The sequence below is a fragment of the Nocardia sp. NBC_01503 genome (assembly GCF_036327755.1).
In the GTDB taxonomy this organism is placed as follows: domain Bacteria; phylum Actinomycetota; class Actinomycetes; order Mycobacteriales; family Mycobacteriaceae; genus Nocardia.
Map to the genome: position 1 here is coordinate 7,562,799 of NZ_CP109596.1, position 25,552 is coordinate 7,588,350.

The 25,552-nt window shown below is 66.7% G+C and carries 23 protein-coding genes and 1 pseudogene; 15 read left to right on the forward strand and 9 right to left on the reverse strand.

Annotated features, from left to right (window positions below):
• Positions 1–21 precede the first annotated feature (21 nt).
• Complete coding sequence (locus OHB26_RS34780) at positions 22–522, forward strand: hypothetical protein (RefSeq protein ID WP_330181492.1); 501 nt, start codon at positions 22–24, stop codon at positions 520–522.
• Between the two features lie 129 nt (positions 523–651).
• Positions 652–1,839, forward strand: a complete 1,188-nt coding sequence (locus tag OHB26_RS34785; RefSeq protein WP_330181493.1) for an FAD-dependent monooxygenase — start codon at positions 652–654, stop codon at positions 1,837–1,839.
• On the opposite strand, the gene OHB26_RS34790 is transcribed toward OHB26_RS34785, so the two are convergent.
• Positions 1,829–2,443, reverse strand: a complete 615-nt coding sequence (locus tag OHB26_RS34790) for a dihydrofolate reductase family protein (protein WP_330181494.1) — start codon at positions 2,441–2,443, stop codon at positions 1,829–1,831. The genes OHB26_RS34785 and OHB26_RS34790 overlap by 11 nt on opposite strands.
• 73 nt (positions 2,444–2,516) lie before the next feature.
• Complete coding sequence (locus tag OHB26_RS34795; protein ID WP_330181495.1) at positions 2,517–3,359, reverse strand: helix-turn-helix domain-containing protein; 843 nt, start codon at positions 3,357–3,359, stop codon at positions 2,517–2,519.
• A gap of 150 nt (positions 3,360–3,509) precedes the next feature.
• Between OHB26_RS34795 and OHB26_RS34800 the strand changes: the two are divergent.
• Positions 3,510–3,721, forward strand: a pseudogene (locus OHB26_RS34800) (steroid C27-monooxygenase); the annotation flags it as partial.
• A 20-nt stretch (positions 3,722–3,741) separates the two neighbouring features.
• Here OHB26_RS34800 and OHB26_RS34805 read toward each other — a convergent pair.
• Complete coding sequence (locus OHB26_RS34805; protein WP_442943059.1) at positions 3,742–4,773, reverse strand: fused (3R)-hydroxyacyl-ACP dehydratase subunits HadA/HadB; 1,032 nt, start codon at positions 4,771–4,773, stop codon at positions 3,742–3,744.
• A 414-nt stretch (positions 4,774–5,187) separates the two neighbouring features.
• Between OHB26_RS34805 and OHB26_RS34810 the strand changes: the two genes are divergently transcribed.
• Positions 5,188–6,024 (forward strand): hypothetical protein, encoded by an 837-nt coding sequence (locus OHB26_RS34810; RefSeq protein WP_330181496.1) that lies wholly within the window; start codon positions 5,188–5,190, stop codon positions 6,022–6,024.
• Between the two features lie 209 nt (positions 6,025–6,233).
• Positions 6,234–8,132, forward strand: a complete 1,899-nt coding sequence (gene zomB / locus OHB26_RS34815) for a flagellar motor control protein ZomB (RefSeq protein ID WP_330181497.1) — start codon at positions 6,234–6,236, stop codon at positions 8,130–8,132.
• A 21-nt stretch (positions 8,133–8,153) separates the two neighbouring features.
• Here zomB and OHB26_RS34820 read toward each other — a convergent pair whose 3' ends face one another.
• Both OHB26_RS34820 and OHB26_RS34825 read right to left on the reverse strand, forming a co-directional pair.
• Positions 8,154–8,774 carry a TetR/AcrR family transcriptional regulator gene (locus OHB26_RS34820; RefSeq protein WP_330181498.1) on the reverse strand — a complete coding sequence of 207 codons (621 nt, stop codon included), beginning with the start codon at positions 8,772–8,774 and terminating at the stop codon, positions 8,154–8,156.
• A gap of 24 nt (positions 8,775–8,798) precedes the next feature.
• Positions 8,799–9,473: an SGNH/GDSL hydrolase family protein gene (locus OHB26_RS34825; RefSeq protein ID WP_330181499.1), complete on the reverse strand. Its 675-nt coding sequence runs from the start codon at positions 9,471–9,473 to the stop codon at positions 8,799–8,801.
• A 124-nt stretch (positions 9,474–9,597) separates the two neighbouring features.
• On the opposite strand from OHB26_RS34825, the gene OHB26_RS34830 reads away from it, so the two are divergent.
• Positions 9,598–10,521, forward strand: a complete 924-nt coding sequence (locus OHB26_RS34830; protein WP_330181500.1) for a PucR family transcriptional regulator — start codon at positions 9,598–9,600, stop codon at positions 10,519–10,521.
• On the opposite strand, the gene OHB26_RS34835 is transcribed toward OHB26_RS34830, so the two are convergent.
• From OHB26_RS34835 to OHB26_RS34845, 3 genes are all read right to left on the reverse strand, one after another.
• Complete coding sequence (locus OHB26_RS34835) at positions 10,420–11,739, reverse strand: lipase family protein (RefSeq protein ID WP_330181501.1); 1,320 nt, start codon at positions 11,737–11,739, stop codon at positions 10,420–10,422. The genes OHB26_RS34830 and OHB26_RS34835 overlap by 102 nt on opposite strands.
• Positions 11,726–12,757 (reverse strand): esterase/lipase family protein, encoded by a 1,032-nt coding sequence (locus tag OHB26_RS34840; protein WP_330181502.1) that lies wholly within the window; start codon positions 12,755–12,757, stop codon positions 11,726–11,728. The genes OHB26_RS34835 and OHB26_RS34840 overlap by 14 nt, the downstream gene beginning before the upstream one ends.
• Before the next feature lie 129 nt (positions 12,758–12,886).
• Complete coding sequence (locus OHB26_RS34845) at positions 12,887–13,540, reverse strand: TetR/AcrR family transcriptional regulator (RefSeq protein WP_330181503.1); 654 nt, start codon at positions 13,538–13,540, stop codon at positions 12,887–12,889.
• A gap of 275 nt (positions 13,541–13,815) precedes the next feature.
• On the opposite strand from OHB26_RS34845, the gene OHB26_RS34850 reads away from it, so the two are divergent.
• Entirely contained in the window at positions 13,816–14,562 is a 747-nt protein-coding gene (locus OHB26_RS34850) for a hypothetical protein (RefSeq protein WP_330181504.1), read from the forward strand.
• A 1-nt stretch (position 14,563) separates the two neighbouring features.
• Here the strand turns inward: OHB26_RS34850 and OHB26_RS34855 are convergent, their stop codons facing one another.
• On the reverse strand, positions 14,564–15,145 hold the full coding sequence (locus OHB26_RS34855) for a hydrolase (RefSeq protein ID WP_330181505.1): 582 nt from the start codon (positions 15,143–15,145) through the stop codon (positions 14,564–14,566).
• Positions 15,146–15,306: 161 nt separating this feature from the next.
• On the opposite strand from OHB26_RS34855, the gene OHB26_RS34860 reads away from it, so the two are divergent.
• The 8 genes from OHB26_RS34860 to OHB26_RS34895 all read left to right on the forward strand — a co-directional run bounded on the left by OHB26_RS34860 (position 15,307) and on the right by OHB26_RS34895 (position 25,236).
• Positions 15,307–16,035 (forward strand): 2OG-Fe(II) oxygenase, encoded by a 729-nt coding sequence (locus tag OHB26_RS34860; protein ID WP_330181506.1) that lies wholly within the window; start codon positions 15,307–15,309, stop codon positions 16,033–16,035.
• 245 nt (positions 16,036–16,280) lie between these two features.
• Positions 16,281–17,558, forward strand: coding sequence for a hypothetical protein (locus OHB26_RS34865; RefSeq protein ID WP_330181507.1), 1,278 nt, complete (start codon positions 16,281–16,283; stop codon positions 17,556–17,558).
• Positions 17,555–18,523, forward strand: coding sequence for a glutamate ABC transporter substrate-binding protein (locus tag OHB26_RS34870; RefSeq protein ID WP_330181508.1), 969 nt, complete (start codon positions 17,555–17,557; stop codon positions 18,521–18,523). The genes OHB26_RS34865 and OHB26_RS34870 overlap by 4 nt, the downstream gene beginning before the upstream one ends.
• Positions 18,524–18,529: 6 nt before the next feature.
• A complete protein-coding gene (locus OHB26_RS34875; RefSeq protein ID WP_330181509.1) occupies positions 18,530–19,708 on the forward strand; it encodes a hypothetical protein in 1,179 nt (392 codons plus the stop codon).
• Complete coding sequence (locus OHB26_RS34880; protein ID WP_330181510.1) at positions 19,705–22,161, forward strand: serine/threonine-protein kinase; 2,457 nt, start codon at positions 19,705–19,707, stop codon at positions 22,159–22,161. The genes OHB26_RS34875 and OHB26_RS34880 overlap by 4 nt, the downstream gene beginning before the upstream one ends.
• Complete coding sequence (locus tag OHB26_RS34885; protein ID WP_330181511.1) at positions 22,158–23,276, forward strand: protein phosphatase 2C domain-containing protein; 1,119 nt, start codon at positions 22,158–22,160, stop codon at positions 23,274–23,276. Before OHB26_RS34880 ends, OHB26_RS34885 begins: the two co-directional genes overlap by 4 nt.
• On the forward strand, positions 23,273–24,565 hold the full coding sequence (locus OHB26_RS34890; protein WP_330181512.1) for a vWA domain-containing protein: 1,293 nt from the start codon (positions 23,273–23,275) through the stop codon (positions 24,563–24,565). Before OHB26_RS34885 ends, OHB26_RS34890 begins: the two co-directional genes overlap by 4 nt.
• Positions 24,565–25,236, forward strand: a complete 672-nt coding sequence (locus tag OHB26_RS34895) for an FHA domain-containing protein (RefSeq protein WP_330181513.1) — start codon at positions 24,565–24,567, stop codon at positions 25,234–25,236. Before OHB26_RS34890 ends, OHB26_RS34895 begins: the two co-directional genes overlap by 1 nt.
• Positions 25,237–25,552: the final 316 nt, after the last annotated feature.

The following is a 25,552-nucleotide window of genomic DNA, read 5'->3' on the forward strand; positions in this document are numbered from 1 at the left end:
TCGACTACCTCGGTAGCGTGCGTGTACATCAGCACCGACGGATATGTCACCATGCCCAACCGGGTGGCCACCGCAGGTGCCGGACCCGGAACACCGGCCAGCCATGGCGGCGGTGCCGTGCCTCTGATCGGTGGTCCGAGCACCATCGAAACCGTCCGGCATGCACGCGCGGGCGGACCGGCCGGGCAGGGCCGCTATCGTCGGAGCGACAATCGGAGATTCCGAGACTTCAGGGATGTGCGGAACGGAAGTAGCGATGGGCGAAGCGAGGACGCCTCGGCCTCCGTCGAGGTGCTCGAGCAGTTCCACGCCCTCATCCCGGACGAATGGCTCGATTCGGCCGCCTACGGCACACCGGAGCAGTGCGTGCGCAAGATCTCCCGCGAATACGACCTCGGCTGTCACTCGGTGATCATGCACGGCGCGAGCCCGCACGAACTGGAATCGGTGGTCGAGGCCTACCGCGCCAACCGCCCCACCCTGCGCCGTGCCGTGGCGGCGAATCCGGGAAAGTTCGCCTGAGCCAAGGATTCTCGTACCCGCCGAACCGATGAATTTCGGGTGGATCCGTCGTCGATACCTCTGAACACACCGACAGTGGTGGCCTGGGCTGGAACAGTTCCAGTACAGGACGAACATATGGAGGCGATTGTGAGTGGTAACAGGGTCTTGATCGCGGGCGCGAGCATCGCGGGGCCCGCGCTCGCGCATTGGCTGCGTCGGTACGGAGCCGAGGTGGCCGTGGTCGAGCGGGCCCCCGAGCTGCGTCCCGGCGGGCAGGCGGTGGACGCGCGCGGGGTGACCAAGGAGGTCATCCGGCGCATGGGGCTGGATGCGCAGGTGCGCGCGGCGCGCACCCGGACCGCGGGCGCGTACACCGTGGACGTGGACGGGAAAGTGCTGGAGACCTTCCGCGCGGAAGATGATGGCGGAGACGGGTTCATCTCGGAGATCGAGATTCTGCGCGGTGATCTGTCCACGGTCCTGTACGACGACACTCGGGACGGTGTCGAGTACATCTTCGACGACCGGATCGCCGAGCTCACCCAGGACACCGACGGGGTCGACGTGGTATTCGCGAGCGGCGATCGGCGGCGCTTCGATCTGGTGATCGGGGCGGACGGGCTGCATTCGTCGCTGCGAGCGTTGGTCTTCGGCCCGCGTGAGCGTTTCATCCGCCATCTCGGACATGTACTGGCTTTCTACACCGTGCCGAACGAATTCGGGCTGGACGGCTGGCTGATCGACTACCAGGACCAGGCCTCCGGACGCTCCGCGGGCCTGCGGCCCATCCCGGACGCCACCCATGCGATGGCCATGTTCTCCTTCCCCGCAGCCGATCTCGATGTCGACTACCGCGACGTCGAGGCCCAAAAGCGCCTGTTGCGTGAGCAAATGGCCGATTTGGGCTGGTTGACCCCGCGCATCCTCGCGCACGTCGACGACACCCCGGACTTCTACCTCGACCAGGTCGCCCAGGTGGTGATGGATCGCTGGTCGAGCGGTCGGGTCGGCCTGCTCGGGGATGCGGCATTCAGCTCGTCGCCAATGTCCGGCCAGGGCACCGGACTTGCCCTGATCGGCGCGTATCTCCTTGCCGGAGAACTGGCCGCCGCCAACTGGGATCCCGAGGCCGGGTTCGCCGCCTACGAGGCTCGGATGCGTCCGTTCGTCGAGGCCAACCAGGAGATCGGCCGGGTGCACGCGCGCACCCGCGACGTCCCCGCGCCGGGCGCCGAGCCGAACGCGGAACCCGAATGGGATTTCGAGTTGATCGATCGCGCGATCAACGGCATCGAGCTGCCCGACTACGCGGGGCTCCGGGGTCTCAACGCCTGACCTTGAACCGCAGGTGCAGCACCCGCTCGCCCTGAATGACCAGGTGCGGATCCTCCAGCAGCTGCTGACCGTCGATATCACCGAAGAACCGTTTGCCCGATCCGAAGATCACGGGGACCACATCGATCGCGACTTCGTCGACCAGACCGGCCGCGAGGATCTGGCCGCCGACCTGCCCGGCGTTCACCGCGACGGTGCGATCCCCGGCGAGTTCCCGGGCTTTGGCGATCGCGGCGGCGGGGTCGTCGACGAAGTGGTAAGACGCCTCGGGGTGCCAGCCCTCGGGTTTGGGTCGATGGGAGACCACGACGACGTGGTCTCCCGCGGGCGGCTGCCCTTCCCAGCCGTTCACCAGGTCGAACAGGTTGCGGCCCATCACAATCGTGCCGATCGAGGCCCACGTATCGCGGACGTAATCCGCGGAGGCGCGCGAGACCTTGAATCCGCTTTCGGTGCCCGAATGGTCGAAGCCCGGCTCGCCCGCGGGTTCGGTGATGGGGGTGTCGCCGCTGAAGTACCACTCGTGGAGTGGACCGACGTCATCGTTCTTATCGGCGATGAAGCCGTCCACCGACATCACATTGTGCATGATCACCGTGCCCACTGGGTCTCCTCGATTCGCTCGTGCGTTGGCTTTCTGATTCTGTTGCACCGCGGGTTTCCGGTCTTGTAAAAAATCACTCGAACGGTATCGGACCGGCATCCGGTGGGAATCCGTCCTCGGCGGGGAATTTTCGACGCAGCGCCAGGTATTCGGTGGGGGTGTAGCCGGTGAAGTCCTTGAACTCCCGACTGGAGTGCGCCTGATCGAAATAGCCTGCGGAGTGCGCGAATTCGGACCAGTCGACAGGTCGTCGCGCATCGACGGAGAGGATGAGCCGGGCGAAGCGGTAGATACGCGCCACACGCTTGGGCGTGACGCCGATTTGCGATTTGAACTGTGCGGCAAGGTGATTGCCGCTCACTCCGGCGGCCTCGGTCAGTGCGGTGACCGGCATCGAACCGTACGCGCTCGCCAACCGCGCACCTGTGTGGCTGACCAGATCGAGACTGCGCGTGGGTGTTTCGGTGAGCCTGGACCGCAGCTCCCGCTCCACGAACCCGAGTGTCCGGGCCGGAGATCCGATGGCGTGGACCTGCTCGCGGATTCGATCCAGCGAGCGTTGCCAGACGGCATCGACGGGTACGCAGCGATCCAGCAACTCGATCCCCGGGATACCGGTGAACGCCGCGATGCCCCAGGGCTTGAAATGCACCCCGACCAGTCGTACGTGCGCCGAGTATTCCACGACGAAACGCTTGGTCCGCAGGCCCATGAACCATCCGTCGATCAAGGTCGAGGGTGACGCGGGCGGGTCACGATCCCACAGCCGAATGGGTTCGCCGAGGTTGATGAACAAATGCGCCGAGGGCATCGGCGGGACGAGCATGCGGCGATGGCGCGGCATCCCGGAGAGACAGTAGATGTCGTCGATGAACCGATCCAGCGGCGGCGCGGGGACCCGGCCGATGTACTGCATTTGTTCAGTGTCGCATCGGTCGATGAACCCGATTCCCTGCCGCGTAGTCGCGAACCGCGTTAATTACGTATCAGCATGTAATATAACTGGTGGCTGCGAGTGGCGATCTCCGCCGTCGCGGCGGCCTTCACATGAGAAGAGGTTGCGGTCATGATCGATCGCCGGACCGCGCCCGATCTGCCCGAGGGATTCGATGTCACCGACCCGAGATGTGGGCCCGACGGGTGCCATCGGATGAGCTGGCCACGCTGCGTCGAGCGGCTCCGATCTGGCGGAATCCGCAATCACCCACGGTGGGCGGCTTCGGCGATGACGGATTCTGGGTGGTCACCAAATACGCCGATGTCAAAGAAGTCTCATTGTGCGGCTTCGATCGCCCGCTTCATCTCGGCAAGGCCGAATTCCAGGTGAGTCGGATGTCCATGGTGGCCAGGCCGAAGATCTTGCGTCCGGCGGATTTCGCGATGAGGACGACGGTGGCGGTTCTGGTCTCCGGGTCGATCGATTTGATTCGGCCGCTGAACTCCACGTCGCCGGCCGAAACCGCTTCGACCACCGTGTAGTTCGACAGCCGGGCGCTGTATCGGGTGATGGCACCGGGGTCGCCGAGCCAGTCGGTGACGAAGCCCGCGCCGATACCCATGGTGAGCATCCCGTGCGCGATCACATCGGGAAGCCCGGCCAGGGCGGCGACTTCCTCGCTCCAGTGGATCGGATTCACATCTCCGGCCACTCCCGCGTAGTTCACGAGGTCACCGCGCGTCAGTTTGACGGTCCGGGCCGGTAGCTCGTCGCCGATTGCGATGTCCTCGAAGCGGATTACCGTGCGCGGCAATCGTGTTCGCGATACCTCCGAATATCGCGGCGCGGCCTGTTCCGGCTGATCGGTCACCGCGGGTGTGGCGGCGACTTCCAATCCGCTCATGACAACACCCTCTATGGCGGCGCTGATATCGGCGTCGACATCGTCGCCGGTCAGGCCGATGACCGTGGTGTGCATGACCTGCACGATCTCGCCGGACCGATCGGTGAAGGTATTGGTAATGGTGAGCAGGTCCTTACCGGCGACGCTGCGCACCGAGGACAGTTCGACATCACTGAACAGCCGATCACCCGCCAGCACCGGCTTATGCATCTCGAAGACCTGATCGGTATGCACGAACGTGTCATAACCGGTCATGACATCGTCGAGCAGAGCACGATTGACCCGCATAGCCACAATGGAGGCGAACGTCGTCGGCGCGAGCACCCCGGCGTACCCGAGCTCACTCGCCCCGGCCTCACTCCAGTGCGCCGGATGAAAGTCCTGCACGGCCCGCGCATACTCGCGAACCTTCTCCCGACCGACCTCGTAGTAGTCATCTACGCGATACCGATACCCGACCAGCCCGGCAGCATCGAACACCGTATCCATCGACTGTCCCTTCATCATTCAACCGACCTCAGGATCCACAACCCGAATCCCTTGGCGTGCAACACTCTTCCACAGACCGCCGGTCGGCCTTTTCGTGCACTACCGATACGCTTTCAGCAGGAAACCGCCAATAGCCGTGGTTCAGTGCACGCCTGGACCAGTCCCGCCTTCATCCAGCCATCGTCCTGGGGGCCGCCCGCCCATACCGCTTCGGACCGCCTCACGACCACAATCGGCCGTTGACAGCGGCTCTGCACTGCGGAGTGGCGGGCGAACAACGGACGTTGCCAGCGCGGTGAATCGTGCTGTCGGGTAGGGAGTTCGGGGTAGGATCGGCGGGCAGCGTGGCCATCGCAGGTTCGGGTCCGCTCCCGGGAGGCTCGACGGTGGTTCGCCGGATCGAGGGATGCAGCGATGTCCGACCTGCGCGCTTACGCGGTATTGACGGCAGTGCCAGCACTTCTCGCGTTCGGGTCGGGTACGGCCGCGGCGCAACCCGCCGGTGTCCCCCACACCGATCTGAGCAGCCTCGAAATACGCGCTGCGGCAGACGCTCTCAACGCCGTGCAGGTGGCATCGCAACCCGTTCAGCTGCCCGAGGGTATCGACCCTGCGGTTCGCGACCGGGCGCTGAGTTATTTGGACGGTGTGCGACAGCAGGTCACGACCGCTGTTGACGGGATCGAACTCCCCCGCAATATGGCTGACCGCCGCACCGACTCGACCGTCGCGGGCGGAGTCATCGGCGCCATCATCGGGAAGGTCGCCGTCTTCCCGTTGGAGATTGTGGGGTGCGGGGTCGGGGCTACCGTCGGGGCGATCGCGGGCGGGATCATCGGCGCACTGCCGACCGTGGGGGCGGGCGCGCCGGTCGGCGCTGCGGTCGGCGGCGTGGCCGGATGCCTGATCGGCGGTGTCGCGGTGGCCATTCCGGTGGATGTGGTCGGCCTCGTCGGCGGCGCCGTCATCGGCGGATTCGCCGGCGGCATCGCAGGGGGCGGCGCCGATCCGGCCCCGGCCGATGCGACTCAGCCGATCGTGAACACCACAGCACCCCAGGATCATTCGATCGCACCCGAGCCTGTCGCCGCTGCGGTGGATAGCATCGCCGCGATCAGTCCCGATACCAAGGCGGCGGTCACCTCGCTGCGAACCGCGATCGCGGCCCTGCCCCTACTGACCCCCGACGCGCTCGGCCCACTCACCCAACCCGCCAATGACCTGCTCGCGGCGGTGCAGGCGGCGTTCTGACCGCATTCCCGCTGCCGCCGCAAGCCGCGTGGGCAATGAAGTCGATGGCGTGGGAGTCGTCGCGCGCCTTTGACAGCTGCGGGAGCCCAGGGCAAGGCCCCATGATTGATGGGTACGCCCTCGTTTCCTCGGAAGGTATGGTTCGCCCGTACCAGAACGAGGGGAATCCCGTGAATTGCCTTGCCGGAACATCCGGATAGCGCGCCCAGGTGACGCTGACCATCTCGCCCGACACAGTGCGGGGCGAGGAGCTCGCGGCCGCGCCGACGGCGCAGCGCGCCTCCCACATCATCTCCGTCAGCGGAATTCTTTTCACCGCTGCGCTTTTCGCGATCGGTGGCTGGAAACGGCGCTGGATCGCTGATGACGGTTTGACCGTGCTGCGTACGGTGCGGAACCTGTTGGCGGGCAACGGGCCCGTCTTCAACGCGGGTGAGCGCGTCGAGGTGAATACCAGTACGGCCTGGACCTACCTCATCTGGTTCTTCAGCTGGTTGACCCAGGCGCGGCTGGAGTACGTGGTCCTGGTTCTGGCACTGACGTTATCGGCTACGGCCATCGTCTTCGCGATGCTGGGTGCGGCCCGGCTATGGGGTGGCGGTGCCCAATTCTTTCTTCCAGCAGGCGCTCTCGTCTACATCGCGCTGCCGCCCGCGCGCGACTACGCCACCTCGGGGCTGGAGTCCAGTCTGGTCATCTGCTGGCTGGCTGTGCTGTGGTGGTGGCTGATCCGCTGGAGTCGCACCGAAAAGGTGAATCCGGCAAGCATTCTCGGCCTGTCCTTCGTGGCGGGTTCGGCACCGCTGATCCGGCCGGAGCTGACGGTGGTCGGCGCGCTGGCCCTACTCGTGATCTGTGGTGCGCCGATGCCGGGAATCCGAACGCGGGCGTGGATGTTCCGTGCGCTCATTCTGACTGCCGCGGGTCTGATGCCGGTCGCCCACCAGATCTGGCGTATGGGCTATTACGGTCTGCCGTATCCGAATACGGCCGTTGCCAAGGATGCGAGCGGCGCGAAATGGCGGCAAGGGCTGATCTATCTGTGGAATCTGGTCGGCCCGTACTGGCTGTGGGTGCCACTGATGGTGCTCGGGGTGGCCGCAGTGGCAGCGATGCGGCACAGAGTCATCGGATTTCCGGCGATCACGCCCGGCAACCTCACGAAACCAACTCCGCGCGAACGCATCCACCGATTCCGAGTCCGGCTGCGGACCCCGGGCACGGCGGTTGCCCTCATGCTCACCAGCGGCGCCCTGCTGACCCTCTACGAGATCCGCGTCGGCGGTGACTTCATGCACGCTCGCATGCTGCTGCCACCACTGTTCTGCGCACTTCTTCCCGTCATGGTGCTGCCTCTCGATTCCTTTGCCGCGCACGCGAATTTCCGCCGCACCGATCGTGCGCTCCCTATCGCGCTGGCGGCCATCGCGGGCTGGGCGTTCCTGGCCGCCGACACCACCGCCATCCACACCGCAAACCACATCACCGACACGGGAATCGCCGACGAACGGCTCTACTACATCCAGACCACCGGCCACGCTCACCCGATCCGCGCCGAGGACTACCTGGACTACCCACGCATCCGCGCCATGCTGGGCGATATCGCGAGCAGCCCGAACGGCGGTCTCCTGATCAATTCACCGTCCTGGACCTGGCAACTCGTCCCGCCCCCGACCCCGAACGGCGTTGCCGGACATACCGTCTACTTCATCAATCTCGGCATGATCAGCATGAACACACCCCTCGCCGTCCGCGTCATCGACCCCATGGGTCTGTCGTATCCGCTTGCCGCACATACGTTTCGGTTCCCGAATGCCCGCATCGGCCACGACAAGAATCTCGACAACGACTGGGCGGTCATAGACGCTGGTATGGCCGATAAGCATCCCGCACTGCCCTGGTATCTGGACGAAGGCTGGGCGACCCGAATCCGAACCGCCCTGACCTGCCCCCGAACTCAGGACCTACTCGCCTCCACCCGCGCCCCGCTGACCTTCGACCGCTTCCAGCGCAATATCCGTCAATCCCTGGGGTACGCCGCCTACCGAATCGACCGGGTGCCCGAGAATGAGATGCAGCGGTGCGCCATTGTGACGCGTACGCGCTGAAATACCAAGCGATGACCACGGCTAGGCGGGGGCCAGGAAGCCTTCGACGACCCGGTGGATCTTGTCCGCCGCGGTTGGATCGCCCAGGCGGAGGGCGGTATTCGCGGAGAGCAGGACCGCGGATATTTGGAATGCGGTCAAATCGGGGTCCAGGGGCGCGATTTGTTTCGCCTCGACGGCTCGGCCCAACTCGTAGGACAGGAGCGATACCCATTCCTGTTGGTTGCGAGTCAAAGCATCCTGAATTGGCCCCGGGCGGCTGTCGAATTCGCTGAGGTTGGCGGCTTGGAAACAGCCCCCTTCGAACAGCGGGGTGGTGGCGTAGCTGATCCAGCGGTCGATGAGCTCGCGCAGGCGTTGTACGCCATGGGGTTTGGCACGGGCCGGTTGACTCACCTCGGCGATGAAGCGGTCTCGCGCGTGGTCGACGGTGGCCAATTGGAGTTGTTCCTTGGTGCGGAACAGGGTTTGGATACCCGCTTTGCTCAGGCCGACGTCAGCGGCCAGGCGGCCGAAGCTGAGAGACTCGAGGTTCTCCAGCGAGGCGATGTCCACCGCTCGGGCCAGCACCAACTGCCGGGTGCGCGCGCCTCGCAGGAGGCGTTTATCGGTGATCTCACCGGAGACGGATGAACTATCCATACGGTCGATCGTACTCCCGCATCGCTACGCGGAGCCCAGGATGAAGGCGAGTTGGCGTACCAGCAGGCTGGCGATTACCGCTTGCCCCGCCGTGGAGAAGTGAATTCCGTCCGCGCTGAGCAGATTTGAGCGGTCGTTGAAGGGATGCTGTTCACAGTCGGCGACCACACCCCCGTACTCGGACGCGAGTTCGCGGGTGAGGGCATTGAGCTTGCGGACTCGGTCCGGAAAGTCCGGGAAGACCGGCACGACATAGGCCCGGCCCAGCGCGAACGCGGCAAGTTGCGCACCCGTACTCGCGGCGAATTCCCACATACGGCGCAGGGTGCGCTCGATCTCGTCCCAGTCGGGCTCGCGCCGAACGATGTCGTTCGCCCCGCTGGGGACGATGAGCAGGTCCGGTTGAAAGGCAAGGATTTCCGGTGCCTGTTCCTCGAGAGCCTGGCGCGTGGTGGCGCCGATACGGCCGGTATTGCGGTAGGCGAGGTCCGGATGCACGGCGCGCAGGATCCGCCGAAGTCGTTCGGGCCAACCGAGATTCAAATATCCGGGTGTGGCATCGCCGACGCCGAGCGAGAGGCTGTCGCCGATCGAGGCGAAGCGTTGCCAGGGGGCGTCGAAGAGTAGAGCGGCCGCGTCGGTGAACGAGAGGCAGTAGGGGTCGGTGACCTCGACAATCGGTTGTGCGAGAGCTGTCATGAAACTAAGCATACGGTCGTACGTATCCATAAGACAAGATGATGCGCTTGCCTGCGCGAGGTGACCCCCATTACAGTTACGCACCAGTAGGAACGCCAGCGTTCCCTGAAAAGTGGAGTCGCACATGCCAACACCTGCCCGCGTAGCTCAGCTCCCCACGGACGTGACCGCCATTGCCGAGACCTGCCTCGAATTGCGGGCGGGCGCACTCGAAGTGGCGGTCAGCGCACGGCGGCTACTGGAGGCGCTCTCCGCGGTCGACACCACGCTCGGCACGGCGGCACCCGGTACCGAGCCCCTCACACCGGCGGCGGCCCTACTCGCGGGACATCCGGCAACGACATCCACCGGCCCGCACGGCATGGCGATCGAGACGGCGTATTACGTACTGGCACTCGGCATTCCGGCGCATCCGGGTGAACGGCACCCAGCCGTGGATGGGGATTTGGTGGCGCGACGGCGACTGCGCTGCATACAGGCCGAACTGGGATCGCGATGTGCGGACAAGGCACTGTGGGTCCTCGGCCCCGACGGCGGGACGGTACTGATTCCGGAATCCGCCACGGCGGCAACCGAACTCGACGCGATCGTCACCGGTTTGGCCGCCGTGGCACAGGTGGCGCTGACCGCCACCGTCATACCCGCGCCGACGCCCGGCATTCCCGGCGCGGCCGAGCAGGCGCATGAGCTGCTCGACATCGTGCACCGGCTCCAGTGCGAACCGGGCCTGTACCGGTTCGACGATCTGGCCATGGAGTATCAGCTCACCCGCCCCGGTCCGGGCCGGGAATACCTTGGCGCACTGCTGGATCCGCTGGACGAGTACCCCGAGCTGCTCGAGACGCTGCGCCGTCATCTGGGCAATGACCTGAATCGGCGGCGCACCGCGCGCGGGCTCGGGGTGCACGCCAATACCATCGACTATCGGTTGAAGCGGATCGGACAGTTAACCGGCTTCGACCCCGCTCAGTCGGCGGGGCTGTGGTACCTGCGCTCGGCGCTGGTGGCGCGCACCTATCGGGCCGCCGGTGAACATGCGCCACAGTAGGGCGGCGAAATCCCGGTGCTGTGGTCGCGCGCGATCCGACAGTGCCACCGACCACACCGTCCGCACCCCGGGCGGATCCGGTGCCACCCCGTCGAATCGGTCGGCGAGCCAGTCGATCATGGCCGGTGCGCCCAGGAATTGCAGTGGCAGATGCATACTCAACCGATCGCGCACGTAGTGCACGTGTGCGCCGTGCTCGAGATATCTGTCCACGTGCGCGTCGATATCGGCGACCGCGATCACCTCGTCATTGACGGCCTGCAGAATCAGCATCGGCATGACGGGAGCCTGTGCACCGGGCCGGATTTCGGCCAGCACCGCCAGTAGTTCGGGCTCGGCGAGCATGGCCGCCAGCCCCGCCCGGGTATGCCGATCCGCGTCGCGACCGGCGAAGCGCGCCAGCAGCGGAAAGGTGGCACTGTGCTCCGCCCGCGCGAGCAGCGTCCGGAACCGCTCCGAAAGATGGTCGCGCAGCAGGTGTTCCAGCTGCGGATAGGCACGAGCCAATCCGGCGGTGAACACCATGGCGAAGCCCGCGAAAGGCGAACCGTTCAATCGGACGAAAGCATTTGCCGGATCGCCCACCGGCGATCCCGCGACCGCGCCGACGATATCGAGTTCGGGCGCGTATTCGCCCGCCTGCTCGGCCGCCCAGGCCGTGGCCAGACCACCACCGGAGTAGCCCCACAGGCCGATCGGCGTCCCGGCGTGCAACCCGAGTGGAGCGAAGCGCAGGGCGGCACGGACCCCGTCCAGTGCCCGATAGCCGGGTTCCTTAGCCGCGCCGAAATGACCACCGAGGCCCTCGTGATCGGGCACCGACACCGCCCAACCCCGAGACAGCGCGCTGGCGATGAGCGGGAACTCCAGCTGCGGAATGGAGCCGAGCGCCCGCGCTCCATGCCGTAATGCGTAGGAGGGGAAGCACTTCGACGCGATCGCATCGATCGCACACTGGAAGGACAGCAGCGGCCGCGGCGTCCCTGGATCGGCACCCCACGGCAGCAGCACCGTGGTGACCGCGGCCTCGGGCCGCCCGGACAGGTCGGTGCTGCGATACAGCAACTGCCAGGCCGAGATCCGCTGCGGCACCCGGCCGAACAACCCGACGCGCACCGCACGCGAGCGCAGTATGGTGCCGGGTTCGATTCCGCTCAATGGTTCCTCGGTGCGGTAGAACGGATCCCGGTCCGGTAGCAGAGGTTCAGAGGTGCCCATCGCCACCGACCACCCAGGGGTTGAAGGTGCACTCCAGGTCCTGATGCGCGGCCGGGTCCAAGGCGCGCAACACAATCGACGCGGCCCGCGGCGAGTACAGGATGGTCAGGTGATCCGACAGATCCGCCTCGCAATCCTGTTGCAGGGTCACATTGTCGACGGTCGCATCGGGTCCCGGCGTCAGGAAGGTCCACTCGTACGGGTTGGAGACCTCGTCGTGCCGGGTGCCGATGGAGGTGTACTCCACGCCGGGCACGGTGTCGCCGTTGGCATTCAGGGTTTTGTAGAACGGTGAGCCCACGGTCTGCTCGATATTCGACACCCCCAGCAGCGGCTCGTAGAAGCCGAGAATATTCACTCCCATATCGGTGATCCAGCGTCCGAGCGAGGCGATACCGTCCAGCGAGGTGCCGTGGCTGGTCGCACCCAGGGTGACAACCTTGCGGATCTTCCCCGCTCCGCCTTCGAATTTCAGATATTGGCTGGCGACCGGCCCGCCCTGCGAATGCGCGACCACATCGACCTGTGCGGCCCCGGTCGCCGCCAGCACCCGATCCACGAACCGCGCCAACTGTTCGGCCGAATCCTCCATCAGCCCGACGCCATAGCGCCCCGGAAGGATCGCGCCGATGCCGCCGCCGTTCAACACGCCTTGGCGGCCGTAGTTGAAGGCGTAGACGCACACTCCGGCGCGAGCGATGCGCGGGGACAGGTACGCGAAGCTGTCATAGGTGTTCAACCAGGTACCGTGCAGCAGCACCACCGGGCGTGGATGCGCGGCGCTCGGTCTGCAATTCCAGTCATTGGCCCCCGGTGGCGCGACATCGGGATGCAGGAGCCCGTAGCCGAAAGCGGCCATGAAAGCGGAGGTCTCCGGACCGGTCCCACTGGTATCGGAGGCGATACTGGTCAGGCCCGCTGCCGGCTCCGAATGCGCCGGACCGCCCGCGACCGTCACCCCGATCGCGGTGACCCCCGCGCATATGACACTTCCGAGTACTCGCACTATGGGCTTCATCGCACCTCTCCTACGTCTAATTCCCTTGTGACAGTAGGTTTCTGGTGTGTCCGGTGTCACTGCGCCTGTGTCAGATGACAAATCGGAGCGCGAGCGCGACCCCGGCGTTTGTGCTGCGGTACAGCCCGTTCACTCCGGTGTCCGCACCAGCGCGATGGCGGTGCGGGTGAACAGCGGTGACAGCGAAGGCAATTGGCTGGCGTCCCGCTCGTGCAGACACGCGCGCACCCGGTCGTCGATACCCCCGAGCAGCATATCGATCAACTCCGGATCCGGATCGCCGGAGAGTTCACCATCGCGAACCCCGATCCGCGCCACCGCCAGAATGTATTCGGCGAACCGCCGGTGCACCCGCGCGCGATGCGCCACCAGCCCCGGCCCCGCGGCCAGGGTCTCCACATACAGCGCCCGGGTCGCCTCCGGTTGCGCGGCGAGCACGGCCAGGTAGATGTCGAAGGAGATCCGCACCCGGTCCGCGAAGTTCACCCCGACCAGACCGGTCACGGTGTCCTGCAATTGATCCAGCGCGGTGTTCACCGCCAGGTCGTAGGCGGCGGCGAAGCATTCGTCCTTGCCGCCGAAGACGGCGTAGAAGGTGCGGCGCGCCACCTGTGCGCGGCTGACGATATCGGCGACCGTGGTGGCGGCGTACCCCAACTCCCCCACCGCGTCCAGCACGGCCACGCAGAGCCGCTGAAACTGCGAGTTCTCCACCTGCTCCCGGCTCAGCCCATGCCGTCCGCGCGGCAATGGCCCCGGCACCCCCACACCCTCCACACTCACGCCGCCAACAATATGGCCTCGACTCGCACGCCGGGTCGGGACTACCGCTCGAGCCGGTACCCGGGACGGCTCGTCCAGCTCGCGGTGTCCCGTTCCACAGGTTCGATCGCGCGTGATTCCCGGGCGTGACCGGCAAGTTCGGGCCGACGATTCACCGGCCGGACGCGTGACGGCGGTGAAAACTCGATTGCCGGGCTCGGGCGTGGGCTCGTATCGTTCGCGGTCGAAGCTGGTCCGCCGGGGAGGTCGGCGGACGAATCATCAGGAGTTCGAGTTTGGCAGTGCGTTTGGCCTGGGGCGTAATCGCCGATCGGGGTCGAGGAGTCTGGCTGGCCGAGACCGGGGAGCGGGTGGACGCCAGGGACCACGAACTGCCCGCGGGCGCGGCGGTCGTACTGGGAGATTTGGAACAGCTGTGCGCCGAGGCCCTCGACAGCAATCGCGTGGGGCTGGCGGAGCTGTGGTCGGCGGTGAACAATCGCCCTCTGGTCGCCACCCTCGCGGCTTTGGACCCGGCTCTGCTCGCGCGGTATCCCCGGCTGCACGCTTTGACGGCCGATGCGCCGTTGCCCTCGAAGGTATTGCGCGAGTTGGTGAGAGCCCCCGAACTCGCCGTTGCGCGCTCCATGGATCTGGTCTCGCTGCGGCTGCGTGGCGTGATCGCCCACATGGCCATGACCGACGATCCGGTCTTCGCCCGCGCGCTCACCCGGCGGCCCAGCCCGGAGGTGATCTGCCCGTTCGCGATCGCGATCACCTCCGCGGCCGAGCGGCCCTACCCGGTCGCCGCGATCTCCGAACCGAGCGCTGTCACCGTGACCGGATTCCCGGCCACGGCGCTGAATGCCCCCGAGGGACCGTGGGAGCGGCACCTGCCCGCCGCCACCGAATTCGGCGGTGGCATCGAGCGATTCTGGGAGCAGACCGCCGAAACCGGTGTGCTGGTGCCGAACTCATGGCTGAGCACCGGCGGGTGGCAGGGACTCTGGGGCCGGTCGTGGTCCCACACCGCCTTGGTTTGAGCTATCGGGCTTGGAGCTCTTCGAGGATTTGGTCCGTGCGCGCCACCAGGCCGAGGCGGGGGAAGATCTTGGTGGTGGCGTGCTCATGGGAGGCGAGGTCGCGGTCGGCGGTCGCGTCTTCGACGACCACGACGTGATAGCCGTGTTCATGGGCGGCGCGGGCGCTGGATTCGACGCCGATGCTGGTGGAGATGCCGGTCAGCACGATCTCGGTAATGCCGCGGCGGCGCAGTTGCAGGTCGAGTTCGGTGCCGTAGAAGGCGCCCCACTGCCGCTTGGTGATCCGGATGTCGGTGGGCTGGACCTCCAGCTCCTCGATGATCTCGTCCCAGCCCTCGGGGTAGGCAACACCCTTGGGCATCGGGTTGGTGATCCGCCCGGGGGCCGCGTCCACACCGTCGGCCGAGAAGGACACCCGCACCAGGACGACGGGCAGGTCGTGCGCGCGGAAGGCGCGGGCCAGCGCGACGGAGTTCTTCACCACGACGTCACTGCTGTGCGGCAGGGTCGGCATACCGACCACGCCGCGCTGTAGATCGATGATGACCAGGGCTGTGCGCGGGTCCAGCAGTGTCGATGACAAGAGGCGATTCCTTTTCCGAGAGGGTCCGGCAGGCGCTGCGCGGGCGAGCCCGCCCTTCGAAATTAGCACCGAATGCTGTGACCGATTTCCGCCGGTCCCGAGCCTCCCGCTGCGGCAGATTGGACTCCGGAACCAGCACATTCACGCGAGAGGAACGATCGATGACGGTGACCACAGCGACGCCGGCAACTCGCGCCGAGCGCGTCGCCGACCAGGACTGGCCCGCGCTCACCACCGAGCTGGACGAGTACGGGCACGCACTCATGGGCCCGCTGCTGACTCCGCGCGAATGCCGCGAACTCGTGAACCTGTACGAACGGGAACAGCACTTCCGTTCCACCATCGATATGGCCCGCCATCGCTTCGGCTCCGGTGAGTACCGCTACTTCACCCACGACCTACCGGATCCGATCCGCGAACTACGCGCCGCCCTGTATCCGAAACTGCTTCCCATCGCCCAGGATTGGGCCGCCCGACTGCGCCGCCCCGGCACCTGGCCGCACCGACTGGAGGACTGGATCAGCCAGTGTCACAACGCCGGACAGACCAAGTCGTCCCAGATCCTGCTCCGCTACACCGGCGGTGACTGGAACGCCCTGCACCGAGATCTCTTCGGCGACATGATCTTTCCGCTCCAGGTGGCGATCGGCCTCGACGTCCCCGGCGTGGACTACACCGGCGGCGAATTCCTCATGGTCGAGCAGCGCCCGCGCGCCCAATCCCGGGGCTCGGCCATCGCTCTCCCCCAGGGGCACGGCCTCATCTTCACCACCCGTGATCGTCCGATCCGCAGTGTGCGCGGCTGGTCGGCCGCGCCCATGCGGCATGGGGTGAGTACGGTCCGCTCGGGTCACCGCCACACCCTGGGTCTGGTCTTCCACGATGCCTGAAACCGGAACCGCCTGATACACGAACTCCGGGTCCGCCGCCATCCGAATAATCGCTATTCTCGAGCCGCGAGGTTTCCCGGCTATTCTCCTCCGCTGAATCGGAATTTCACCCGCCGGATGATATTGCTCGGGTACCTGAAAACTGTGCCTCAGCAATTGAATCCGACTGGTTGGATCTCGATCGACACAACCCACCCGCTCCCGTACCATCGCCCTACCGGGAGCAGAGCCGGTGAAACGGGGGCATGGGTGTGAGGAGTCGGCTACCGACTGCCATCCGCAATGGTGCGGAGTGGGCGCGGCGTTTCGCGCGAACGGCGCCGGGGGTACTGAGTGCGGTGGTCGTCGGACTGGTGGCGCTCAGCGTGATTTCGGGGTTGGTATGCGCGAATCAGCTCAGCGAGAAGCTGACTCGGCGCGATACCGTCTTGACGCACTCCGAACCGCTCGCCAATGCCGCACAGCGACTGTATGTCGCGCTCTCCGCGGCCGATGCCACCGCGTCCTCGGCATTCCTGTCCGGCAATGTCGAATCACCGGATGTGCGAACGCGATACCGGCAGGCCCTCGCCGATGCGGCGGCCGCACTGGCCGAGGCCACCACCGGCGCCTCCGATCAGCAGACCCGGGATATCGTGGCGAACATCTCCGCCGACCTGCCCACCTACACCGGGCTGGTCGAGGCGGCGCGCGCCAATAACCGGCAGGGCCTGCCGGTGGGGTCGGCGTATCTGCGGCAGGCGTCCGCGCTCATGCAGAACTCGGTGCTGCCCGATGCCGAACGGCTACAAAAGAATCGGCTCACGCACCTGCGCGATGACCAGCGCGATATCTCCACGCTGCCGCTGCTGAGCGTGATCCTGCTGCTGGTGCTGCTGCTGGCTTTCGTCGCCGGTTCGGTGGTGCTGCTGCGGCACACCAATCGCCGAATCAACCTCGGTGTCGGCACCGCGGCGGGTGCGACGGTGCTGGCGCTGCTCTGGATAGTCATCGCCTCGATCGCCGCGACCGGTGTGATCGACACCGGTTCCGACGGTGCGACCGCACGCTTCGAAACCCTTTCCCGGATAAGAATCCTCGCGCAGCAGGCCCGCACCGAGGAGACCCTGCAGCTCATTATTCGCGGTGATATCAACGACAGCGAAAACCGCTTCGGCACCAAGGTCAATGAGCTGAGCGACCACCTGACCACGGTGACGGATGCGAATTCGCCTGCCGCCACGGCCTTCTCCACCTGGCAGGCCGGGCACAACACCGAGGTCAAGGCGTATCAGGCCAATGACTACAACGGTGCGGTGACCCAGGCCATCGGCGGTGCGCCGGGCAGCTCCGCGACCCGCTTCGCCGCCCTGGACGACGCCTTGCGCACCGAACTCGACACCACCAGACAACAGGTCCGCGACGGCGTGGACGGTGCCGGCGGCGCATTCCAGCTGAGTCAGTTCGGCACGCTGCTCCTGCTGATCGCGGCGGCAGCGGCCACGGCGGGCGGCATCTGGCCGCGATTGAAGGAGTTCTTGTGAGCGCGCGCCCGCGAATGCTGTTGCTGGCCACCGTGGCCGTGCTCGCCGCCGGATGCGGGCAGACCCCGGACGCCCCGCCGATGCGATTGACCGCGGAGAATCAGCTGCCACCGGGGGCCGAGACCGTTACCAGCGCACTCGATCAGCTCGGTTCCGGCTGCGGCGATCCGATCGCGAGCCTGCGGCCGGGAGCGCAGCCCAGCCCGGGGAGTATGCCGGCCGGGTCCGCCATGGCGAAGATCGTTCAGAATGGCAAACTGCGCGTCGGAGTCGATCAGAACTCGTTCATGTTCGGCTACCGTAATCCGGCCAGTGGACGGATCGAGGGCTTCGATATCGATATCGCCCGGGAGATCGCCCGGGATATCTTCGGCGATCCGGACCGGATCGAACTGACCCCCATCGTCTCCGCGCGGCGTGTGCCCGCATTGCAGAACGCGGAGGTCGACATCGTGGTGCAGACGCTCTCGCCGACCTGTGAACGCCGCAAGGCCATCGAATTCTCCACCAGCTACTTCGAATCCGATCAGCGGCTGCTGGTGGCGAACAACTCCGGTATCAACTCCACCACGGACCTGGTGGGCAAGCGAGTTTGCGGCGTCAAAGGCACAACTACGTTGGGAGCGATCCTGGCGGTACCGCAGAAGCCTACCGTTATTGCCATGAACAACTGGCTGGACTGCCTCACCGCGCTGCAGCAGGCGCAGGTCGATGCCGCCAGCACCGATATCCCGATCCTGCACGGGCTGCAGGAGCAGGATCCGAACCTGCGGATAGTGGGCGAGCCACTCGCGACGGACACCTACGCGGTCGGCATCGGACAGAACGCGAAGGATCTGGTGCGCTTCGTCAACGGTGTGCTGGAACGGGTGCGCGGTGACGGCACCTGGCAGCGGTTGTACGCCAATCGGCTGTCCGCACTCGGGCCCGCGCCGACGCCGCCCTCGGCCAAGTATCTGGGGTGAACGGCCATGTCCGAGAATTCCCACATTCTCTCGGTCGCGGAGATCGACCGCGATATCGCCGAACGCGAACGTGAGATCGACGCCATTGCCGCGACGCTGTACGACCTCGACAAGCATCCCGGATTGATTCTGCTGCGCCGATTCCCGCCGACCGGGGTCACCGAAACGCGCTGGGCGCCCGCGCGCGATGCCATGGATCTGCTGTGGGAGGACTTCGGGCGATTACGCACCCTGCTGGAGCAGGCGCATACGGTCCGTATGCGGCGCAGGCTCGAGGCGCTCGATAGGGAGGAATTGACCGCATTACTGCGCGGACAGCCGATGGAGGTGGCGCGCACCGCGATTCCACTCGCACAGCGGTCGCTGATCGGACCGGGTGAAGTGATCGTGCGGGTCGGATTCGCGGAATTGGTGACGCGGATGCGCGAGGGGTTTCCGCGCATTGTCGAGGTGCTCGACGCGGTGGACGCGGTGAACGGCCGGGTGATGTCCGAAATCACGCCGCTGCGAACCGAACTCGATCGAATCGGGACGGGATTACCGGAATTGCGGGCGCTCTCCGATGATCTCGATGAGCTATCCACCCGTGTCGCCGGGGATCCACTTTCCCTGCCGGTCGCCGAAATCGACCGTCGCATAGCCGAACTCGGTGCGCGAATGCGGGAAGCGGCCGGTCTGCGCGCCGAATTGGCGGCCATGGTCGCCGATTGGGACGGGGCCGTCTCGCGTATTCGCACCCAGGTGGAGACATTGCGCAAAACCTATGAGCGCACCCATCTGGCGCGAATTGCCGTGGAGCGCACCATACTCACCAGCCAGCTGCCCGAACACGCCGATGACAGTGCGCTTTTCGGCTCCGAACTCACCGCTCTCGATGCCACTCCCCCGGATCCGTCCGCGCTGTGGGATCTGCGCCGCCGATTGACCGCGGCGCTGGCCGCGGCGGTCGAAGCCGAGCAATTGGTCCAGGGGCTGCTCGATCGGCGCGCCGAATTGCGCGGCAGACTCTCCGCCTACCGCGCCAAGGCCGCCCGCCTCGGGGTGAGCGAAGATCGAGAAGTATTGGCCTCCAGCCGGATAGCGGCGGGCCTGCTCACTCGCAAACCCTGCGACCTGGCGGCCGTCACCCGCGCCATTACCGACTATCGGCAGCTCATCGCCCAGAAAACGGGGAGACGACCGTGACCTGCACCGAACCGGGCTGCACCGGAACCATCGAAGACGGTTACTGCGCCGTCTGCGGGACCGCACCATCGGCCGCCGCGACGGTGAACTCGGGACCGACCGCACACGGCAACGGACAGGGGTCGGCGACCGCCGCGCCGTCCGGGGCCGCCGGTGGCGGGGAAGCGACCGTCTGCGCCGAACCCGGTTGCGACGGAAGCATTTCCGACGGGTACTGCGAAGTCTGCGGTACCGCACCCGCGCCGATCGCCGCGGTCGCGACCAGTGGCGGTCAGTCGGGCTCGTCCGCGGGGAGCGTCGCGACCAGTCGAGGTTCCGGGATCACCGGAGCGTTCACGACGGGTGGGACGCGCAGCAGTATTCGGACCGGGCGCACCGGGTCCTCCGGGGCGACGCGCGGGCGGCTCGGGGCGGGGATGGTCAAGGTGCCGCCGGTCGCTCCGATCGATCCGGCCGCGGCGGTGATGGCGGATCCGGTGGTACCGGAGAGTCAGCGTTTCTGCGGTAAGTGTGATCGGCCGGTCGGGCGCAGTCGCGGTGATCAGCCGGGGCGCAGCGAGGGATTCTGCGGGCACTGCCGGACGCGATTCTCGTTCACGCCCAAGCTGGATCGCGGCGATGTGGTCGGCGGACAGTACGAGGTGCTGGGGCCGCTGGCGCACGGCGGTCTGGGGTGGATCTACCTGGCGCTCGATCACAAGGTGAACGGCCGCCCGGTGGTGCTCAAGGGTCTGCTCAATACCGGCGATGCCGATGCCATGCGCGCCGCGGTGGCCGAGCGGCGCTTCCTGGCGCAGGTCGATCACCCGAATATCGTGCGGATCTACAACTTCGCCGAGGATATCGGTCCCGATGGCGAGCCGGTCGGCTACATCGTCATGGAGTACGTCGGCGGCACCTCGCTCAAGCAGATTCTGCGGCGGCGACGCGATACCGACGGGGTGTGGCTGCCGCCCGCACAGGCCATCGCCTACATTCTCGAGGCGCTGCCCGCGCTCGGATACCTGCACTCGCGCGGGCTGGCCTACTGTGATTTCAAGCCGGACAATGTGATGCAGACCGAGGAGCAGCTCAAGCTCATCGACCTCGGCGCGGTCATCGCCATGAACGATGAGCACAGCGCCATCTACGGTACGCCCGGGTATCAGGCCCCGGAGGTCGCCGAGACCGGGCCCACCGTGGCCTCGGAGGTCTATACCGTCGGCCGCACGCTCGCGGTGCTGCTGCTCAAGGTGCCGCAGGAGCACGGCCGTCTCGGTCCGCTGCCCGGTCCGGAGTTCGAGCCGGTGCTGGCGCAGCATCCGTCGCTGTACCGATTCCTGGTGCGCGCGACACATCTCGATCCGTTGGAACGGTTCAGCGGCTCCGATGAGATGGCCGATCAGCTCACCGGCGTGCTGCGCGAGGTGCTGGCCGCCGAGGACGGGCTGCCCCGGCCGGGTCTGTCCACCCGCTTCGGTCCGCCGCGCGCGGTCTTCGGTGTCGGTGACACACTGCCGGATGATCCAGTGAAACTCGTTGCGGCGCTGCCGATTCCACTGGTCGATCCGAATGACAGCGGTGCGGCGCTGCTGGCGAGTCTGGGCTCGGGGACTCCGCGGGAGTTGGAGCGCGAGATCACCGCGGGTCTGCGCTCGGTGGTCACCGGCACGGACGAATCCGCGGAGATTCCACTACGCCTGATCCGCGCGGCGCTCGAGTACGGCGACGCGGCCGACGCGCTGCGCCGGATCGAGGAGATGGAGCAGAACCTCGGCGGCGATTGGCAATTGAGCTGGTTCCGCGCACAAGCTCATCTGCTGCGACGCGATTGGCGGTCGGCGGCGGCCGAGTTCGACGCCCTATACACCGCGCTGCCCGGTGAGCCCGCACCCAAGCTGGCGCTCGCGGTGACGGCGGAGTTGTTGGGGCGCACCGGATCCGAGCCGGATCCCGAGCCCGCACTGCGCGAAGCCGCCCGCTACTACGAGGCGGTCTGGCGCACCGATCGCTCCTACACCAGTGCCGCCTTCGGCCTGGCCCGACTGCGCCGCTCGGCCCACGATCGCGATGGCGCGGTGGCGGTCCTGGACCAGGTCGATCCGGCTTCGGCGGTATACACCGAAGCCGGTGTGGCGGCTGTGGATACGCTGCTCAGTGTGGAACGCCAGGGCGAGCTCACCGAACACCTGCTGCGCGATGCGGGGCGGCGGATCGAGAAGCTCGGCCTGGACTCCAAACGCCGGTCCGCTCAGGCCCGGTTACGCGTACTCGATGCGGCGCTGTACTGGCTGCGCCTTGGCCGCGTGCCCACCGATCACTCCCCACTGCTGGGGGTGACACTCGACTTACAGGGGGTGCGTACCGGTTTGGAACGCTGCTATCGCGATCTCGCGCATGAAACGGATGACTGGTGGGAACGTATCGCCCTGGTGGAACAGGCCAATGCCGTTCGCCCGAGGACCACGCTGTGACCGCCCGGTGCCCGGCCTGCGGGACCTTCGCCGCGGAGAGCGACCGCTTCTGTGAGGAGTGCGGGCGACAGCTCGGCGGGCAGCGGATCGCCCTACCGCCCACCTCCGCACCCGCGGTGGCCAGCGACAATACCCGCCCGACCAGTCTGGCACGGGCCGCCTCCGCGGCCGTGGCACGTTACAGCGGCACCACGCTCTCGCATGATTCGGAGGATCCGCCCGCCTGTGACGGCTGCGGCGGAACGCATTTCGACAGCGACGGATTCTGCGTGGTGTGCGGACAGCGCGGGCGCGAACACGATCGATTCGAGGCGGATCTGGGCGCGGCCGTACTGGTCACCGATCGCGGAAACGTACACGCGCACAATGAGGACGCGGTCGCCGCCGCCGTGCTGGAGAGCGCGAATCCGGGTACGCCGCCCGCACTGGTGATCTCGGTATGCGATGGCGTCTCGACCTCGGAGGATCCGCAGGCGGCCTCCGGCACCGGGGTACGCACCGGCGTCGACACCTGCCTGACCGCGCTGGCCGCCGCACGCCCCGCCGAAGAGGCGATCATGGCCGGAGTCGCCGCGGCCGCACAGGCGGTGCGCGATATCGGCACCGCGGACGGCCGTTCACCCTCCTGCACCTACGTGGGCGCGGTGGTGCAGTTCGACGATGCCGGGGGCGCGCGCCTGACCGTCGCGAATGTCGGTGACAGCCGGGCGTATTGGTTGCAGTCCGGACCTGGTTCCCAGCGGCTCACCGTCGATGATTCACTCGCCCAGGCCATGGTAGAGACCGGGGCCATGGACGAGGAAGCCGCCATGGACACCCCGCACGCGCATGTGCTGACTCGCTGGCTGGGCGCCGACAGCGAGAAGCAATCGTGGTCCGACAATTGCGTGCAGACCCTGCACGTGCGTGCGCCGGGTGTACTGCTGATCTGCTCCGACGGGCTGTGGAACTACCTGCCCGATGCGGCTGGACTGGCCGAGATCGCCTTGGCCGCAGTGCCTTTGGAGTCCGCTCGCGCGCTCGTGGATTACGCGCTGCAGGCGGGTGGCAAGGACAACATCACCGTCGCGCTGGTACCCGTTCCGTTCTCCGAGCTAATAGGAGAAGCACTGTGAGTTCCCCTGAAACCAAGGGTATTTCGGTCGCCGTCGACCAGAATCCCTATCTCGCCGAGGGCGTGCGCACCATCGACGCCGTCGTCTCGGTGGAGACCACCGACGAGTTGATGGTCGCCGCACCCGCGCAGGAGCGCGTCGAGATTCTGATCATCGACTGTTCGGGCTCCATGGGCGGCGGTGACAAATTCGGCGGAGCCCGGCGCGCCACCCTCGCGGCGCTGGACGTCATTCCGGACGGCACCCGCTTCGCCATTGTCGAGGGCACCGACAAGGCCGAGGTGGTCTACCCTCGCGATGGCGCAACAGCCCTCGCGGACAAACGATCTCGTGCCGATGCCCGCCGCGCTCTCGACAAACTGCACCCGCACGGCGGTACCGCCATGGGCACCTGGCTCGGCCTGTCCCGGCTCATCGCGCAGCGGCATCCGGGTGCGATGGTGCACGCCATCCTGCTCACCGACGGCCGCAACGAACATGAGAAGCCCGAGCAGTTGGCGGCGGAGATCAAAGCCTCCGAACGGCTGTTCACCTGCGATTGCCGCGGCGTCGGAACCGATTGGGAGCCCAACGAATTGCGGGCCATCGCCAGCGCGCTGCACGGCACCGTCGATATCGTGAAGACCCCCGATCTGCTCGCCGCGGACTTCGCCGAAATGATGCAGACCTCGCTTGCCAAGGTCATTCCCGAGCTCACCCTGCGGGTGTGGACACCGGTCGGCGCGACCGTGCGCTTCGTCAAACTGGTCGACCCGGTCATCGAGGATCTCACCGCACGCCGCACCGCCACCGCCGCCCAGATCGGCGAGTACCCGCTCGGCGCGTGGGGGGCGGAGGAGCGCGGCTATCACGTGCAGATCGAGGTGGAGCCCGCCCCGCCCGGCCGCGAAAAGCTCGCCGCGCGAATCAGTGTCGTCGCCGAGGGTGAGGTACTGGGCCAGGGTCTGGTGAAGGCCGTCTGGACCACCGACACCGATCTCTCGGCGCGCATCAGCCGTCGCGTCGCCCACTACACCGGGCAGGCCGAACTGGCCCGGGCGGTGCAGGAGGGCCTGGCCGCCCGCAAACAGGGCGACCTCAACACCGCCACCGCCAAACTGCGGCGAGCGGTCCAACTGGCCAATGAATCCGGTAACGAGAACACCGCGAAACTGCTGAAAGCCGTTGTCGAGGTGGATGATCGCACCGGCACCGTGCGCCTGCGCTCCCGCGTCGACGCCGCCGACGAGATGGCTCTGGACGTCCGCTCCAGCAAAACGGCCCGGGTCCGCAAGGAAGCGGGTTCGTAATGACACTCTGCCCCGAAGGTCACACCTCGGCATCCACCGACTACTGTGACACCTGCGGCTCCACCATGAGCGCGGGAGCGACCGGAACCGCCACTCCCCCAGAGGGAGTCGCGCAATGTCCCGCCTGCGGAGCGCTGATCGACGGCCGCTTCTGCGAAGACTGCGGCCACGATTCGGCCCTCCCGGTCCCCCAGCACGCTCCCGCCCCCACCGTGGTCAATCCGGACGCGACCCTGGTGAACGCCGGATCGTCCGCGCCAGTTGAGATGTGGATCGCCACCGTGACGGCCGACGCCGCCCACTACCACCGCATGATCGCCCAGAAGGGCCCCGACGCGGACCGCGTGGACTTCCCCGACTACTACCCTGCCCGCCGAATCCCCTTGCACGGCACCGACATTCTCATCGGCAAGCACAGCACCTCCCAGGGCCTGCACCCGGACATAGACCTGGCCATCGCCCCCGCGGATATAGCGGTCTCCCGCTCGCACGCCATCCTGCACCTCAACGGCGGTTCACTCACCGTCATGGACCTCGGCTCCACCAACGGCACCTGCCTCAACGGCAGCGACACCCCGATCGCCGCAAAGCAGCCCATCCCACTACAACCGGGCGACCGCATCCACGTGGGCGGCTGGACCACCATCACGATCTCCAAGGAGACCACCTGACCGCTCATCAACCGGGATCGCCCGGGGCCGTTCCGCCTCGCGGTCTTGATCAGGCGTGATGCTTGGTCGGGAACTCGACGATTCGGGGACCACATGCTGCCCGTGCGTCATCACGCCGCCGTGCGCGGCCTCGGGAATCACGCGGAGTTCGGCACCTGGAATACGATCCACGGCCAATTGTGCTTGGGCGGGACCGAATAGCGGATCGAACTCGAACGCCACGGCCAGCACCGCAGTACCGGTTGATCCTCCAGGTCCTTGGCCGGCCGGTTCGGTCAGCGCGGGCCGCGGCGAGGCATCCCACTCACCGCGGGCC

What these genes read in the sequence shown, in the direction of transcription:
- OHB26_RS34795 (WP_330181495.1), bottom strand. Translation starts at nt 3,359, where the DNA reads ATGCAGTACATCGGCCGGGTCCCCGCGCCGCCGCTGGATCGGTTCATC.
- OHB26_RS34805 (WP_442943059.1), bottom strand. Translation starts at nt 4,773, where the DNA reads ATGGATACGGTGTTCGATGCTGCCGGGCTGGTCGGGTATCGGTATCGC.
- OHB26_RS34810 (WP_330181496.1), top strand. Translation starts at nt 5,188, where the DNA reads ATGTCCGACCTGCGCGCTTACGCGGTATTGACGGCAGTGCCAGCACTT.
- OHB26_RS34820 (WP_330181498.1), bottom strand. Translation starts at nt 8,774, where the DNA reads ATGGATAGTTCATCCGTCTCCGGTGAGATCACCGATAAACGCCTCCTG.
- OHB26_RS34825 (WP_330181499.1), bottom strand. Translation starts at nt 9,473, where the DNA reads ATGACAGCTCTCGCACAACCGATTGTCGAGGTCACCGACCCCTACTGC.
- OHB26_RS34830 (WP_330181500.1), top strand. Translation starts at nt 9,598, where the DNA reads ATGCCAACACCTGCCCGCGTAGCTCAGCTCCCCACGGACGTGACCGCC.
- OHB26_RS34835 (WP_330181501.1), bottom strand. Translation starts at nt 11,739, where the DNA reads ATGGGCACCTCTGAACCTCTGCTACCGGACCGGGATCCGTTCTACCGC.
- OHB26_RS34840 (WP_330181502.1), bottom strand. Translation starts at nt 12,757, where the DNA reads ATGAAGCCCATAGTGCGAGTACTCGGAAGTGTCATATGCGCGGGGGTC.
- OHB26_RS34860 (WP_330181506.1), top strand. Translation starts at nt 15,307, where the DNA reads ATGACGGTGACCACAGCGACGCCGGCAACTCGCGCCGAGCGCGTCGCC.
- OHB26_RS34865 (WP_330181507.1), top strand. Translation starts at nt 16,281, where the DNA reads ATGGGTGTGAGGAGTCGGCTACCGACTGCCATCCGCAATGGTGCGGAG.
- OHB26_RS34875 (WP_330181509.1), top strand. Translation starts at nt 18,530, where the DNA reads ATGTCCGAGAATTCCCACATTCTCTCGGTCGCGGAGATCGACCGCGAT.
- OHB26_RS34895 (WP_330181513.1), top strand. Translation starts at nt 24,565, where the DNA reads ATGACACTCTGCCCCGAAGGTCACACCTCGGCATCCACCGACTACTGT.